This window comes from Proteus sp. G2669 (assembly GCF_009915245.1).
Lineage (GTDB): Bacteria > Pseudomonadota > Gammaproteobacteria > Enterobacterales > Enterobacteriaceae > Proteus.
Window position 1 is genome coordinate 1 of record NZ_JAABLX010000053.1, and the last position, 15,081, is coordinate 15,081.

14 protein-coding genes and 1 pseudogene are annotated in these 15,081 nt (G+C 37.7%); 7 read left to right on the top strand and 8 right to left on the bottom strand.

Going from position 1 to position 15,081, the window contains the following annotated elements; all coding sequences use genetic code 11:
• The 5 genes and pseudogenes from GWI68_RS20515 to ybfF form a co-directional block, all read right to left on the bottom strand.
• Positions 1-686: pseudogene (locus GWI68_RS20515) on the bottom strand (IS3 family transposase); the annotation flags it as partial.
• A gap of 116 nt (positions 687-802) precedes the next feature.
• Positions 803-1,249 (bottom strand): ferric iron uptake transcriptional regulator, encoded by a 447-nt coding sequence (fur, locus tag GWI68_RS16850; RefSeq protein WP_006537692.1) that lies wholly within the window; start codon positions 1,247-1,249, stop codon positions 803-805.
• A gap of 189 nt (positions 1,250-1,438) precedes the next feature.
• Complete coding sequence (gene fldA / locus GWI68_RS16855; protein WP_109410002.1) at positions 1,439-1,966, bottom strand: flavodoxin FldA; 528 nt, start codon at positions 1,964-1,966, stop codon at positions 1,439-1,441.
• Positions 1,967-2,237: 271 nt separating this feature from the next.
• On the bottom strand, positions 2,238-2,546 hold the full coding sequence (gene ybfE, locus GWI68_RS16860) for a LexA regulated protein (RefSeq protein ID WP_109410031.1): 309 nt from the start codon (positions 2,544-2,546) through the stop codon (positions 2,238-2,240).
• Between the two features lie 203 nt (positions 2,547-2,749).
• Positions 2,750-3,532: an esterase gene (ybfF, locus tag GWI68_RS16865; RefSeq protein ID WP_166541021.1), complete on the bottom strand. Its 783-nt coding sequence runs from the start codon at positions 3,530-3,532 to the stop codon at positions 2,750-2,752.
• Positions 3,533-3,993: 461 nt separating this feature from the next.
• Here ybfF and seqA point away from each other — a divergent pair, with 461 nt between their 5' ends.
• From seqA to GWI68_RS16900, 7 genes are all read left to right on the top strand, one after another.
• The gene (gene seqA / locus GWI68_RS16870) at positions 3,994-4,545 is read left to right on the top strand and encodes a replication initiation negative regulator SeqA (protein ID WP_072070220.1); all 552 of its coding nucleotides are present in this window, start codon (positions 3,994-3,996) and stop codon (positions 4,543-4,545) included.
• Positions 4,546-4,619: 74 nt separating this feature from the next.
• Positions 4,620-6,260, top strand: coding sequence for a phosphoglucomutase (alpha-D-glucose-1,6-bisphosphate-dependent) (pgm, locus tag GWI68_RS16875; protein ID WP_166541022.1), 1,641 nt, complete (start codon positions 4,620-4,622; stop codon positions 6,258-6,260).
• A 146-nt stretch (positions 6,261-6,406) separates the two neighbouring features.
• Complete coding sequence (locus GWI68_RS16880; protein ID WP_166541023.1) at positions 6,407-6,889, top strand: DUF1456 family protein; 483 nt, start codon at positions 6,407-6,409, stop codon at positions 6,887-6,889.
• Between the two features lie 155 nt (positions 6,890-7,044).
• Positions 7,045-7,287: a type II toxin-antitoxin system ParD family antitoxin gene (locus tag GWI68_RS16885; protein WP_166541024.1), complete on the top strand. Its 243-nt coding sequence runs from the start codon at positions 7,045-7,047 to the stop codon at positions 7,285-7,287.
• Complete coding sequence (locus tag GWI68_RS16890; protein ID WP_166541025.1) at positions 7,280-7,573, top strand: type II toxin-antitoxin system RelE/ParE family toxin; 294 nt, start codon at positions 7,280-7,282, stop codon at positions 7,571-7,573. The genes GWI68_RS16885 and GWI68_RS16890 overlap by 8 nt, the downstream gene beginning before the upstream one ends.
• A 377-nt stretch (positions 7,574-7,950) precedes the next feature.
• Positions 7,951-8,157 (top strand): YbfA family protein, encoded by a 207-nt coding sequence (locus GWI68_RS16895; RefSeq protein ID WP_072070216.1) that lies wholly within the window; start codon positions 7,951-7,953, stop codon positions 8,155-8,157.
• A gap of 225 nt (positions 8,158-8,382) precedes the next feature.
• Positions 8,383-9,126 (top strand): type 2 GTP cyclohydrolase I, encoded by a 744-nt coding sequence (locus GWI68_RS16900; protein ID WP_166541026.1) that lies wholly within the window; start codon positions 8,383-8,385, stop codon positions 9,124-9,126.
• A 73-nt stretch (positions 9,127-9,199) separates the two neighbouring features.
• On the opposite strand, the gene GWI68_RS16905 is transcribed toward GWI68_RS16900, so the two are convergent.
• From GWI68_RS16905 to GWI68_RS16915, 3 genes are read right to left on the bottom strand one after another with little or no spacing between them, the layout of a single operon-like run.
• Complete coding sequence (locus tag GWI68_RS16905) at positions 9,200-11,272, bottom strand: SWIM zinc finger family protein (protein ID WP_166541027.1); 2,073 nt, start codon at positions 11,270-11,272, stop codon at positions 9,200-9,202.
• Positions 11,269-12,423, bottom strand: a complete 1,155-nt coding sequence (locus GWI68_RS16910) for a VWA domain-containing protein (protein ID WP_166541028.1) — start codon at positions 12,421-12,423, stop codon at positions 11,269-11,271. Before GWI68_RS16910 ends, GWI68_RS16905 begins: the two co-directional genes overlap by 4 nt.
• On the bottom strand, positions 12,410-14,992 hold the full coding sequence (locus GWI68_RS16915; RefSeq protein ID WP_166541041.1) for a DUF5682 family protein: 2,583 nt from the start codon (positions 14,990-14,992) through the stop codon (positions 12,410-12,412). Before GWI68_RS16915 ends, GWI68_RS16910 begins: the two co-directional genes overlap by 14 nt.
• Positions 14,993-15,081 lie beyond the last annotated feature (89 nt).

Genomic DNA, 15,081 nt, shown 5'->3' on the forward strand with positions numbered 1-15,081 from the left:
AAAACGATGATGGCTTAAGGTTGTTCGATGATAAGCCCGTTTATTAGGCACCAGTAACTGATGTTCTTTCAATAAAGAAAATAGCCGATCACGACCAATAACCATCTGTTTTTGCTTTAAAATAAAATGTAATTTACGCCCACCCAGTCGAGGTTGTAAGACTCGTTCAGATTTAACAACATCAATAATGGCCGAATCTGCTTTCTTTCGTTCCTCAGTTCTATCCAGCCTCTTGTAATAAGCCTGTCGGCTGATCTGCATAAAACGGCAAGCAATTGTTACGGTGAGGTTTTTAACCGTTTTTTCTTTAATAACTCGGCTTTGCGCTTTTTTGACAAACGAACTCCAAAGTCTCTATCCATGACTTTAACCACAGCTTCGAAAAAATCGGATTTAAGCCGAGCTTCTTCAAGTTCCTTTTCAAGGATCTTAATGCGTTGTTCCGGCGTTTGTTGTTTAGAAGATTGGGTCATAGCTGAACCTCTATAAAAAGTATCAGGGGTACCGTTTGACCAATCTAACCTACCATGCTTACGAAGCCAAACTAAAACAGTAGAGCATCCTTGTATACCATAGTGATCTTGGGCTTGTTTATAGGTTATTTCGCCTTTTTCAACTTGGTCAACAAGCTGTAATTTAAAAGCGAGAGAATAATCGCGTTGAGTCCGTTTAGTGATTGGTTTCATTACATTCTCCAATTTCAGATTGGAAAAGTGTCAACCTTATTTAGGACGGGTCATAGGCAATAAAAAAGGAACTGTAGACAGTTCCTTTTTTTTACTGAGAGATTATCCAGAATGAATTATTTCTCATCATGTGCGTGGCTATCTTCTTTACAATTGCCTTCAGCACAGTGGCCATATAAATAAAGGCTATGATTGGAAAGCTTGATACCATGACGTTCAGCGATGTTTCTTTGGCGCACTTCAATCGCATCATCTGTAAACTCGATAACTTTACCACAATCAAGACAAATTAAATGATCGTGATGGTGTTGTTGAGTTAATTCAAATACTGATTTACCACCTTCAAAATTATGTCGGGTAACAATACCAGCATCGTCAAATTGGTTTAAGACGCGATACACGGTTGCCAGACCAATCTCTTCACCGATATCGATGAGTTTTTTATAGAGATCTTCAGCACTGACATGATGGCACTCAGGATCCTGGAGCACTTCCAAGATCTTTAAGCGAGGAAGTGTAACTTTTAACCCAGCATTTTTTAACGCTTTATTATTGTCGGTCATGCGGATTTAATCCTGTTGCTAATGGTGAATTTAATTTTTGTGCTCACTAATAGGGTTGATTCATTAACACTCGGGTGAATAAATAACCTTATTGATTATAGGCATGATATTTAAAAATAAACACCCCTACCTATCACACTATCTTAGCACACCATTGAATAATTATCATTCTCAATATTGAGTATTTATTTATCCCAAAATTTCATCTAGGCTCATTTCTTCTTTGATTTGAGCAACCCAAGCATCAACACGCTCTTCGGTTAATTCTGGTTGACGGTCTTCGTCAATCGCAAGGCCGATAAAGTGATTATCATCTGCAAGCCCTTTAGAGGCTTCAAAATGGTAACCTTCTGTTGGCCAGTGACCCACAATGACAGCACCACGAGGTTCAATAATATCGCGGATTGTGCCCATTGCATCACAGAAGTATTCTGCATAGTCCTCTTGGTCGCCACAACCGAACAGTGCAACCAGCTTACCGTCAAAATTAATATCTTCTAGTGTTGGGAAAAAGTCATCCCAATCGCATTGTGCTTCACCATAATACCAAGTAGGAATACCTAGTAACAGAATATCAAATGCTTCGATATCTTCTTTACTGGATTTTGCGATATCATGAACTTCGGCATTATCAGCCCCCAGTCTTTCTTGAAGCATTTTGGCAATATTTTCAGTGTTGCCGGTATCACTGCCGAAGAATATACCTATGATTGCCATAAAGTGAGATAACCTCTTTTATTCTATATTCGTTATACTTCAAATTGTTGCGTTGTTGGCTACGTTAATTCGTACTAATTACATACTTTGTATGTACCAGTAACGCCTTTACTTACCACCTAGCCACACTTCAAAATAGTTAGAGTATATTTGTCTGTGTTTGAACAATTACTAGTGAAAAATAAACATCTTGTTTTCATAATAGAAAACTAAAAAACGTATTTTGACGAAAATAGCAGTGTAATTCTGTCGAATTTGTGTGGTTTAGCTGCTAGCTATTCTCATTTTGATGTATTTTCAAGGCGTGATTTTGCGCCAATTGTTCTAGTAATATTTCTTCAATAAGCTCGCTACGGCTAACATTTCTTGCAGTCGCCAACTCATTAAGTGCATTCACAGCGTCCTCATTTAATTTCAACTCAACTCGACGTAAACCATTGACTCTGTCTCGTCTTAATTGGTTGCGTTTATTAATTCTAAGCTGTTCATCCCGAGAAAGCGGGTTTGTTTTAGGTCGCCCAGGTCTGCGTTCATCTGCGAACAAATCCAGTGTGGTGCGATCAGTTTGTTCTTTTGCCATAAATTTTGCTGTGAAAGGGCGTATACCAATGACTAAATTGCGAAACGCCCAATAATACCCCACATAGTGGCGTCCTGCCACTGCTTCCTGAGTTTAACCTATTGTCATTTGGTCTTTTTATCGACAGATTGCGTGATTAAGTACAATAATTATACATTCAGCTAAATTATTACTTTCTTAATGGCGTCACTTTAGGCAATAAATTAAGCTTTGGATAAAAAACGACGAATAGCGTTAATAACAGTGCTAGGCTTTTCTGAATGTACCCAGTGTCCAGTATTTGCTACGACAAAAGCGCTAGCTTGCGGAAATTGGCGTGCAATATCATTACGGTATTCATCTAATATATAAGGTGATAAACCACCGCGAATAAATAGCACCGGATAATTCCAAGCAGGAACTTCTTTCCAACCAATAATGTCTGAATAAGCATTTTTGATTGCAGATAAATTAAATAGCCATTCACCACTTTTAAATGATTTAAGTAAAAACTGAATAACTCCCTCTTCTTTAATAAAGGGACTCATAATTTCTAATGCATCTTGACGTCGTGTAACTTGAGCTTTAGTGACGGCTTCGAGTGCCGCAAAAATGTTATCGTGGCGACGGACATTGTAAGCTACAGGTGACATATCTATTACGACAATGCGAGCAATTCGCTCTGGTGCTAATGCCGTCATTGTCATTGCTATTTTCCCCCCCATGGAGTGCCCAATAATGATGGCATTTGAGATATGTAAACTATCAAGTAATGTAAGTACATCTTGTGCCATATCTTGATAGTTCATACTTTCGCTATGAGGAGAATGTCCATGATTACGCACGTCAATTTGGATCACGGAGTGGTCTTTGCGTAGATCTCGCCCTAATATGCCTAAATTATTTAAGTCACCAAAAAGACCGTGGATCAAAACAATAGGTAAATCGGATGCAGGTGCTGTTTCAGGTTGATGTAATTGATAATTTAATAATGTATTGAGTTTCATGTTAATGACCAAAAAATAATTGCGATTTTTTCTATGATGACATGCACAAGGTGCTAAGCCAACTTATCGTAATAATATGCGTGAGTGATTAAGAGCAGAAATAATTGATAAGGGAAATTTATAAAAAACTAGATAAGTGACATTATCTAGATATTTATTCTAAACTTATTTAAAAAGTTGAAATCTTGATATTGCTCAAAAATAAATATTTAGAATTTTATATTATTTGATGGTTGGTGTAGTGTGAGAAGGCGGTATTTGAAGCAGGCTTTGTTTGAATAAGTTCAAAGAATAGAAGATGATACCGAGATAAACAATAGGATAAATACCAAGCTTAGCCATTGAAATGGCTGGATCTTGTATAGATCTTCTTTAAGTTATTGAAATTTTACCTATTTTGTTTTTAAAGATTATATCTTATAATCCTAATTACTTTTTTTTGAAAACAGTACTGGGTAGCAATGAAAAAGATAGAAATTGATGACGAACTTTACCGCTATATTGCTAGCGAAACTAGACATATCGGTGAAAGCGCTTCAGATATTTTAAGGCGTCTACTGAAGCTTGATGCCAAACAGCCCGTACAGCCAGTCGTTGTCACTGAGTCAGTACAAGCACCTGTTATTAAACAGGAAGCTGAACCTAAATCGATTACACCAGCAAAAAATCCGGTCCGTGAAATGCGAGAACTGTTGTTATCTGACAGCTATGCAGAAAAAACAAAATCAGTTGATCGTTTTTTACAGATCCTTTCTACGTTATATAGCCTAGATAGTGCTACTTTTACTCAATCTGCTGAAACAGTACATGGACGAACACGCATCTATTTTGCTGGTGATGAACAAACATTACTCGATAGTGGACGTCATACAAAACCGCGCCATATTTCAGGCACGCCATTTTGGGTTATTACTAACTCCAATACAGAGCGTAAAAGAACAATGGTACAAAGCATCATGCAGGATATGCAATTCCCTGCGAATGAGATTGATAAGGTGTGTGGAACTATCTAACCACTATTGTTAATTGATGCATTGCAAAGGCTTTTGTTTAAAGCGTGCTTGTGATGTCAAATAGGAGAAGATTTGTGGCAATTCATCCAAGAGCAGGGCAGCATACTTGTCAAAGTGATCTGATTAATGTGGCACAATTAACGTCGCAATATTATTCACTTAAACCACAAGCTAGCATTAATGCTCATCGTGTGAAGTTCGGTACATCTGGCCATCGCGGAAGTGCAAATCGCCATAGCTTCAATGAAGCCCATATTTTGGCAATTGCACAAGCTATTGCTGAAGTACGTGCAAAAAATGGAGTAACAGGGCCATGTTACGTGGGTAAAGATACTCATGGACTGTCAGAGCCTGCATTTATTTCTGTTTTAGAAGTACTCGCTGCTAATAAAGTGAAAGTGATTATTCAAGAAAATAATGGCTATACACCCACACCGGCAGTCTCTTTTTCTATTTTGACTTACAACGATGCACATCAAGATATTGCTGATGGTATTGTGATCACGCCATCACATAACCCACCTGAAGATGGCGGTATTAAATATAACCCATCAAATGGCGGGCCTGCTGATACCGATTTAACTTCTGTTATTGAAAAACGTGCTAATGAACTGCTTGAAAGTAATTTAGCAGGGATCAAACGTCTTTCTTATGATGAAGCCTTGGCGAGTGATTATATTGAAGCTCAAGACTTAATTATGCCTTATGTCAAAGCGTTAGGTGACGTTGTTGATATGGAAGCCATTAAGAAAGCAGGCTTAAAATTAGGTGTTGATCCATTAGGTGGTTCTGGTATCGAGTACTGGAAACGCATTGGTGAATATTATGGCCTTGATCTTGAATTAGTTAACGATCAAGTCGATCAGACATTCCGTTTTATGACGCTCGATCATGATGGCGTTATTCGGATGGACTGTTCATCACCTTGGGCAATGGAAGGTCTATTACAACTGCGTGATAAATTCGATTTAGCTTTTGCTAACGATCCTGATTACGATCGCCATGGTATTGTGACACCGTCTGGTTTAATGAATCCTAACCACTACTTAGCGGCTGCAATTAACTATCTTTTCCGTCATCGTCCACAATGGGCTCAAGATGTAAAAGTGGGTAAAACACTGGTTTCAAGTGCAATGATTGATCGTGTTGTGGCAGATTTAGGTCGTGAACTTGTTGAAGTACCAGTTGGCTTTAAATGGTTTGTTCAAGGTTTATTTAGTGGTGAGTTTGGCTTTGGTGGTGAGGAAAGCGCAGGTGCATCTTTCTTACGGTTTAATGGCAAACCATGGTCAACCGATAAAGACGGCATCATTTTATGTCTATTAGCTGCTGAAATGAAAGCGGTAACAGGCAAAGATCCGCAAGAGCATTACAACGAATTAGCACAACGCTTTGGTTCACCAAGCTATAATCGTATTCAAGCATCAGCAACTCATGAACAAAAAGCGCTGTTGTCACGCTTATCACCTGAAATGGTGACTGCAAGCACATTAGCAGGCGATCCGATTACTGCACGTTTAACACATGCATCAGGTAATGGCGCATCTATTGGTGGCTTAAAAGTGATGACTGATTACGGTTGGTTTGCTGCTCGTCCTTCTGGTACTGAAGAAGCATATAAGATTTACTGTGAAAGCTTCCGAGGCCCTGAGCATCGTGAATTAATTGAAAAAGAAGCGATTGAAATAGTAAATAATGTTTTTGCTAACAAATAAGTTAGTGCAATAAACTATTTATATAGAATACACTCTACCCAAAGGTAGAGTGTATTTTTTTAATTATTGAATATTTTTAGATCACAGCATTGATATCCATCATTGAGGTTGATTTAGAATTAAAAATAGAGTGGATAATCAATACAATGCAAAATAATTTTGTTTTACGAAGTGTACGCTACATGCTGGATCTAAGTGATGCACATGTTGTTGAAATCATGAAATTGGCTGATTTTACAGTTACAAAAGAGTTAGTAAATAGCTGGCTGAAAAAAGACGATGAACCTGAATTTGTCGAGTGTGACGATAATGCGATGGGACATTTTTTAAATGGACTAATTTTTTATCGTCGTGGAAAAGATGAAAACTTCCCAGCACCTGAAGTTGAAAAGCGTATCACAAATAACATTATCCTAAAAAAACTGCGTGTCGCTTTTGAATTAAAAGATGTGGATATTCTAAATATTTATGAGCTTGCGGATTTCCGTGTTTCTAAGCCTGAATTAAGTGCTGTATTTCGTAAACCAGGGCATAAAAACTACCGTAATTGTGGCGATCAGCTTGTAAGATATTTCCTGAAAGGATTAACCGAAACCCTACGTGGTAAAGGTAAAGCAGTTAAGAAATAAGTTCAGGGTATTTTAAGCTATAAAATTCTCTATTTACTGATGACACCTCAAAATTGGTTTTCAATAGTGGGGTGTTTTTTTATGGTATTAGATGGCAAATTAATAAATTTATTGCTACTGTTGTATTACTAAGTAATACAATGTAGGAAGGATTTATGGCACGAGTAACTAGCGTAACTTTGGGTGAACATTTTAATGATTTTGTTGGTGAAATGATTAATTCAGGACGTTATGGAAATACCTCCGAGGTAATCAGAGATGCTTTACGTATGATGGAAATCAGAGAAGAACGGATCCAAATAATTCGTAAAATGGTACTAGATGGTGTGAATTCACCAGAAAGTGAAAATAACATGGATGATATTTTTACAAGAGCTGAAAAGGACTTAAATGTATAAACTTTCTAAATTAGCAGAAGAAGATATTTATCAAATTGCACGTTATACCATTCAGCAATTTGGTGTAACTCAGGCAAAAAAATACCATAATGAGTTAAAACAGACATTTGAGCTACTTGCTCGAGCACCTTGGATTGGGCGAGAGTGCAATTGGGTGTGTGATGGCATGAGACGATTTGAGTTTAAAAAACACTCAATTTATTATCTACCAAAAAATGATGCCTTATTTATCGCTCGCCTTATCCATCATTCAATGGACGTTGATTTTCTTGATTTTCCTGAATAAATACTTCATTACTCACTGCTAAATGTATTATTCAGTCGTATATTATTTAGTAGCAGATCTATGTTGTTAATACTAAAACCTGCATTCTTGAATATTCTACTTCTCTTCTCTTCTCTTCTCTTATTTGATTTTTTCTTTTTTGATAATTTATCCTCTAAATTATTTACTACAACTTTTATTAAGTAAAAATACCGATCTAATTCCGTTAACAATTGTGTCATTTATGTTTCATTTTTGTTTCTATTATGAAATTTAATTACATATCAAGCAAAATAAAGGTGATTTTTCGCACGAATTGAGTGGTCTGATCAGTAGTAAAATTTCATCTAATGAGGTAAAATTTCAACATCAAATTAATCTCTATACAGGAGAGCACTATGCCAGCTTATAACGAATATACAAAAAAACATGTTTTGGCCCGTCGTACTGGTGCTGTTGCGCTAGGTGTTGCGGCATTTCCTGTTATGGTTTTCCATCCTAAACGTGCACAATTTTATAGCTATATACACCGTGTATGGTCTAAAACAAGTGATAAACCAGTTTGGCTGGCAAAATCAGAAGTGGCATTAAATAGCCACAAATAACAGAACATCAAAATAACGCTTACATAAGTAGGCGTTATTTTTATTCCTCTTTTTTAAGCATTTTTGTAATGCTATCTTCTCGTTTTTTCTTAACTTCAAATAATCTTCAATTTTTACGTTACAATAAACAATAATGAGTCATTTAAACGAATGCCACTAACCTATTGCTATTTTTACTATTGTTATATAAATAGTGGTATTCGTGATAACAGGGAAATAAATGAAATGAAGAATACTGATCTGGAATTAGTGATTAATGAGAAGTTAAGCATTGAGAACTTTCAAGATTATGCGCCTAATGGACTTCAAGTCGAAGGACGCCCTCATATTCAAAAAATAGTCACGGGTGTGACTGCAAGCCAAGCATTACTCGATGAAGCAGTACGATTAAACGCTGATGCAATTTTAGTACACCACGGTTACTTTTGGAAAAATGAGCCCGTTGTTATTCGTTCAATGAAGCGTAACCGCTTAAAGACATTACTTTGCAATGACATTAATCTTTTTGGTTATCACCTGCCGTTAGATGCTCACCCAATCTTAGGTAACAATGCTCAATTAGCATTAAAAATGGGGGTTAAAGTTGAAGGTGAAATATTACCTTTATTGCCTAAAGGCGTATTTGATTTACCTTTAACACCTCTTGAATTAAAAGAACGTTTAGAAAAAGCGTTACAACGCAATGTATTACATTGTGGTGATAATGCCCCTGAAACTATTCGTAATATTGCTTGGTGTACGGGCGGCGGACAGGGCTTTATTCAAGATGCTGCAGAGCAAGGTGTAGATGCTTTTGTGACAGGTGAAGTCTCAGAACAGACAATTCATATCGCAAGAGAAATGGGGGTTCATTTCTTTGCTGCTGGGCATCATGCAACAGAGCGTTATGGTATTAAAGCATTAGGTGAATGGCTGGCTCAAACACATCATTTAGATGTGACATTTGTTGATATTGATAATCCAGCATAAACCCATTATTTATTCTTATCTTAAAAGCTATCTCTCTTTAATTTGAGAGATAGCTTTTTTTCGCTAATACCAATTATTCGTTAAGTTGAATAGGTAACGGACTTTGTAATTGTTGCAGATTATCGCATAGCCAAATTAACTGTAATAACGTCCGTGAGTCGCGGGAAGTTAACGCCAAATAATAAGCCAATTGATCAGCTATTAATGTCATTCCTAAATCATCTGCGGTATGTTTGCTTATTTCTAATTGCTCTTTTTGCATTTCTGAAAGTAATTCCCGTCCAGTACACGCTTGAGCTTCTAATACCGATAAAATAGGGCGACAGAACTTTTGTGCTAGAGTCGGTTCACTGTGATGCATTGCTGTTTGTTGCTTACGTTTAGCCATATATTCTTGAATACGGCTAATAAAGCCTGATTGTTTTTTCTTACGTGGAAATTGGTCAAAATCGAGATAAAACAGTTCAATGCCTTTTTCTGTTTTGATCCAAATAGTCGTTGGTAACAAGTCTATATTGAGATCACGTCGAACGGGTTGCACCGTGATTGCGACAATTTCTAACTCTTTTTTGGTAAGAAAGCGCAACTCTTCTAGATTATTTTGTGTTGTTCCTTCCCAATAAAGGCGCAAGAATGCTGAATTCTCATGATTATCTGACACTTCCCAAATTATGCATTGCTCTACTTCATACCAAATTAAAGGTTTATAGTTTTTGATATGCAAAACAAGAGGGGAAAGAAAACCTTCTGTTTGATGGGCAAAGTAATCGGGCAAATCTCGCCAATTATTGATGCCTAGCTCAGTTTGTAAATTGTTGTAGTCCGTCATATCAAGAAAGTCTGCTTGATTTTGAGCAAAACTATCACCAATAGTGGCGAGTTTTCCTTCATCAGAAATACGAGGCTCTTGTAATAAAAAAGGACGACGCATTAATTTATCCGCAGTTTGTTTCCATAATGACAAACTGTTCCAAACACCATAACGATTAAACAAGGTATCGAGCTGATTAGGGCGCGCTTGTGTCGCTTGTAATAACTGTTTTTCTTCGCTATCCCAAAAGGTAAACGTTGCTCCTAATGCGCCACTTTGTGCTGTCCACCAATTTGCCCCAACCGGAATAAGAGAAAGGCTATTTTTTTTATCATCATATTGACGACGAAGTTGCCCTCGTAACACTTTTAACTGTTCTGGTGTCGCATTAGATAATTGGAATAGATAGGCAGAAATATGGGCTAATAAACGCAAGACATTGCTTTCATCCATGGTGAAATGTCTTTCTGCCAACAGTTTGACTTGAGTGCTTAATGTTCGTAAATAAGACGCTAAACGAGGTAAACCTTCTGCTCGAGCGGACATATTTAATAAGTGCAACTGTGTGGCACTGCTTAAGCTAATATGTGATAGCCCTTGGCGTAATAAATCATAAATAAATTGTTCAATGGTATTAATTAGCGCTATTTCTTCATCATTCAGGGGACGTTTAGAAGATTGCACCGTCATTAAATCTTCAGGCCATGCCCAAGGTTTCGTGTATTGCTCAAATAATTTAGCCACGATAGCAAGATGAAAGGCTTTTTTATGTGAGTCGGAAAATGGTGATAACATGCCATCGTAACCACTCGCTTGTAAGAAAATAACAGGCTCATCAACATCAGGAAGTTGAATTTTTAACTGAATTCCTGTGTCTTCTAGATTGAATGTTATATTTTCCCATTGCTCAATTAATTTAATTGCTGTCCGACAGGCTGGTTTACCCGCTTTTTTGATTAATGCTTCTGGATCAAGAGCAAATAATGTGGGTAGCAGAGGGATGATTTCAACAGGTTCAGTAATGGTTTCTGATGATATTTCATCACTATTATCGTTATTTGAATTATCAGCATTATTATTAGCTTGTAGCCATAAAACGGCGGCTAAAATATGTTTACAGCAACCAGATGCAGAGCAATCGCAACTGGCTTGTTGAATACCTGCTTCGTGTAAAACAACACTTTGTCCATCACTACTGAATTGCCCTGTATTGGCATCAGTGAGTGATACTTTTTCGTTATCAACGTCTTTTCTTGCGCGTCTTAATAATCCTGCATTAGCAAATACAGTGAGCGCATCTTCATCGTAATGAAAGTAAACGGTTTGCCAACTCATTGCATTACCTCTGCTAGCCATTGTGCGAAATGTTCTGGTGTTAAGGCGGTAACTTGCATACCTCTGTCCGCAAGTTTTTGTGCAATCGCAGAGTCATAAACAGGTTGAGCTTCATCATCAAGTGCCGCAAGCCCTAATAATTTAACTTGTTGGCTATTAAGACGTTGTGTGCAATCTAATAATCGGTTTAATGAGCCACCTTCTTCAAAGTCACTGATTAGTGAAATAACGGTACGTTTAGGGTTTTTGACTAAACTTTCACAGTATTGCATTGCACCAGCAATATCAGTACCGCCTCCTAATTGTACAGTCATTAAAACCTCAACAGGATCGTCTGCTAAATGAGATAAATCGACAACTTGAGTATCAAAAACCACTAAAGAGACTTTAACGGCAGGCAATGAAGCTAAAATACTGGCACAAACAGCAGCATACATAATGGAACTAGACATTGACGCACTTTGGTCAACGCAGAGAATAACATCCCACGGAAAATGTTGTTGCATCCGTGAGTTAAAATAAGGTGTTTCAATGACTAAGCGACGATTTTGGGTATCGTAATGTTTTAAATTTGCAGCAATAGTTGCGCGCCAATCAAAGTTGCGACTATTAGGCACCAAAGAGCGTCTAAAGCGATTACGACGTCCCGTTAATGATTGGCGAAAATTATTACGAATTTGACGTAAAATATCTTCAACCACTTTGCGAATAATAGTTTTAACAGCATCTCGTGTTTCTTCGCTCATTCGTCCACGTAAGCTTAATAGTGTTTTGGCTAACGCTTTTGTGGGCTCCATTGCTTTTAACGTATTAGGATCTTTAAGAAAGCTACTGATTTGATAACGTTCAATAGCTTGTGATTGCATACGTTCAAAGGTGCTATTAGGAAATAGCTTACGTGCTTGATTTAGCCAGTTTACCGCAGTAAGTTGCGATGCATCGAGTGAACCATGGCGTCCTCGCTCTTGGCGAAGCCCTCGGCGCTGATATTCTCGGCGATAGAGAAAGTCGAGTGTACGTTCAACTTTTAAATCATCAGCATTAAAAGTCGCTTGCCCAAGAGCATCATCCGCATATTGACCTAAAATCAGGCGCCAGCGTTTTGCTTGTTGTATTTTATCTTCAGGCATATCGCCATTATGCTGACTCATAGGCATTGTCTCCTTTCTCTGCTTTCTTAGTATCAAACCAAGAAATTATGCCTTGCTCTGTTATACGCTGTTGCAGTTTTTGATTGAGTTTAGTGGCTTCAATCATTTGTTTGGCACTAAATTCTGACTGCCATAATGATAACGCTTGTGTATCTAAACCAATATCGTTGGCAATATATTGTGCAAGCTCTGCATTTTGCTTGGGATTAAGTTGGCTAAATGCAAAACGCAGATCAGGTAAGATCTGAATGAAACGCTCTTCATCCCATTGTTGTAACAGGGTATTTAAGTGATCAACCAATAAAGGTAAGCGGATCACAAGCTCTGGTGCTGTTCGCATAATCCCGACAAAATAACCAATAGCTTGTTCAGGAGAACTTCCTGTACTAAACGTGGCATTTAATGCGTTTGTCAGCGTGGTTTCATCAATATATGAGCCTAAATAGCGCAATGCATCAACAGCACCTTTTAATAAAGGAACTGCATCTAGTTGACCATCAAGGCGATTAAGTTGCTGATAGAAATCGCTTTTGTAATCATGAGGATTATTGAGTGATGGCATAAATTCAATCAGTTCACGTAAAGAGAGCAAAGCTTGTAAATTGCTTTCTTGTTGTTGTTCATCACCTTGAGCGAGTTGTTCTAAGCAAAAAAATGCTTGAGGGATAACGTGATGTAGTCGATTTTCCAGTGCTAGCTCATCAGTAATATCAAGGTATTGACGACCTCGCCATAAATGGATCAATTTATGTCCACATTGAGTTAATGACTCAAGGCGAAAATCTTGCTGAATATAGCTATCTAATAGTTTAAAGAGTGATGGAATGCGCTGGTGGAGGCCTATTAATGCTGCTTGTGTTAATAAAGTGACAGCACTTTGACTTGAGCGACCTTGGCCTTGTTCTTCAAGCTGTTTTTCCATAGATAACAACTTAGTTAAGGCGATAGCTTCAAGTTGTGAGCCTTTCTCTGATAATGAAATCAGCTCTCCTTCCACATTGGGTGTCCAAGCGTATTGCCACTCTTCAAACAATAAATCCAATTGATGACCAGAAAGAAAGTCAGGGCCATTGATTCGATGTGCAAAGTGGATTTCTAAGAAAGCCAGTAAATGTAAAAAACGACTTCTTAAGCGATGTTGAGGGTTGCGGTAAACATCGCATTTAGTGGTTTTTGCTAATGTATCATCAAGTTTAAAACGAAAACCTCTGGCACGTTCATAGGTTTCATTTACCAACGGTGGTGTTGCTGTACCTAATGGAATTTTGCCTAATAGATAGCCGGAAAAACAGGTTTTAATTTCTGTCCATAACTCGCTTTGGCTATCATCTAAACTGCCTTTAATAAAGGCACTTTGTAAACCATCAAGCAAATCATAGCGACCCATACCAGCATGATCTCTAAGTAAAGCAAGGCGTAAACTTTGCTCGGCAGCCAGTTTTACGGCTAAATAGCTAGGTGGATTATCAAATTGTTTTTCTCTAATAGATTGAGCCACTGAGCTTAAAAATGCGATCCCCATTTTATTGCGATAAATTTGTGTTGGCTGTTTAGCAAGAGCATTATTTTCTAATTTATCATGATGTTGTAGCATCAAACTTTGCCAAACTTGTTGATAAAAAGCCGGAGATGGCATACCAGAAGCATAGCCATTAAGTGCATCTAATCTGTCAAAACTGTAACGAATAAGCCAAGCTTGTTCTTTTTCGGCCATTCTTTGCATTTTAGTGAATTGTTTTTGCTCTGTGCTAGAAATGGCGAAAGATTGAGATTGTGAATCAGCTAGACCTTCAATTAATGCAAGGGTATGAAATCCTCCTGTTACAATTAAAATCTTGGCATTGGGCTCTTGTTGTTTGATGGTTTTAATATGAGTGAGCATATGTGCTTCACGTTGCGAAGAACCTTCTGATTCAAGTACTTCTGGCTCATAATCAAGACGCGCAAGAGCACACCAAATAAAGGTATCATTAAAGAGGGCTTGCCAATCAGCTAAAGCTTCAATGTTGCGTAGCTCAAAAAGATGCTCCCAAACATCATCATGATCACGGCAATGACATTTTTTGGCTAATTGTGCAATAAATTGGCTATGGGCTAAATAACGTTCTTTTTGTAAGCTGCGACTTTGTGAATCACTATACTCTTCGTTATTAACTTGAGCCGCCCATGGCAAATCGATAAAGCGTGTTTTTGCATTGATGCGTAAACCAACTCGTAATGCCTGCCATTCAGGAGAATATTCACAAAATGGAAAATAGGCAGAGTGCAGTGATTTTTCTCGCTCTTCTTGGTTACCATCATTATGCAAATATTCTGCTTGCCCCATAATAGCCACCGGAGGCAGGGTGTCTTTATCAGTCAGGCTTGGAATAAGAGAATTAAAGGTATCAGGGCCTTCAATTAATATATAGTCAGGCTTTACCGAATTAATTAGTGATAAAACAGCATAAGAACAAGCGGGGCTGTGATGGCGTACAGGGGCAAAATAGAGATGTTGTTGCTGTAACGACGTCCATTTCAGTCGTGCTTGGTCAATTCTTTCTGGCAAAGGTATTGAAGGTAGCGTCACCGTGTCGATCCCTTTTCTGGGTGAAAAGGCAGAGTCAGTAAACTCTGCCTTTAATTGATAAATAACGTATTTATTGTGTAGCAATTAAT

Bases quoted from the DNA above. Each gene is read 5' to 3' on its own strand.
- GWI68_RS16910 (WP_166541028.1), bottom strand. From the start codon at position 12,423: ATGAGTCAGCATAATGGCGATATGCCTGAAGATAAAATACAACAAGCA.
- fldA (WP_109410002.1), bottom strand. From the start codon at position 1,966: ATGGCAATCATAGGTATATTCTTCGGCAGTGATACCGGCAACACTGAA.
- GWI68_RS16895 (WP_072070216.1), top strand. From the start codon at position 7,951: ATGCCAGCTTATAACGAATATACAAAAAAACATGTTTTGGCCCGTCGT.
- fur (WP_006537692.1), bottom strand. From the start codon at position 1,249: ATGACCGACAATAATAAAGCGTTAAAAAATGCTGGGTTAAAAGTTACA.
- GWI68_RS16905 (WP_166541027.1), bottom strand. From the start codon at position 11,272: ATGAGTTGGCAAACCGTTTACTTTCATTACGATGAAGATGCGCTCACT.
- GWI68_RS16900 (WP_166541026.1), top strand. From the start codon at position 8,383: ATGAAGAATACTGATCTGGAATTAGTGATTAATGAGAAGTTAAGCATT.
- seqA (WP_072070220.1), top strand. From the start codon at position 3,994: ATGAAAAAGATAGAAATTGATGACGAACTTTACCGCTATATTGCTAGC.
- GWI68_RS16890 (WP_166541025.1), top strand. From the start codon at position 7,280: ATGTATAAACTTTCTAAATTAGCAGAAGAAGATATTTATCAAATTGCA.
- ybfF (WP_166541021.1), bottom strand. From the start codon at position 3,532: ATGAAACTCAATACATTATTAAATTATCAATTACATCAACCTGAAACA.
- GWI68_RS16885 (WP_166541024.1), top strand. From the start codon at position 7,045: ATGGCACGAGTAACTAGCGTAACTTTGGGTGAACATTTTAATGATTTT.
- ybfE (WP_109410031.1), bottom strand. From the start codon at position 2,546: ATGGCAAAAGAACAAACTGATCGCACCACACTGGATTTGTTCGCAGAT.
- GWI68_RS16880 (WP_166541023.1), top strand. From the start codon at position 6,407: ATGCAAAATAATTTTGTTTTACGAAGTGTACGCTACATGCTGGATCTA.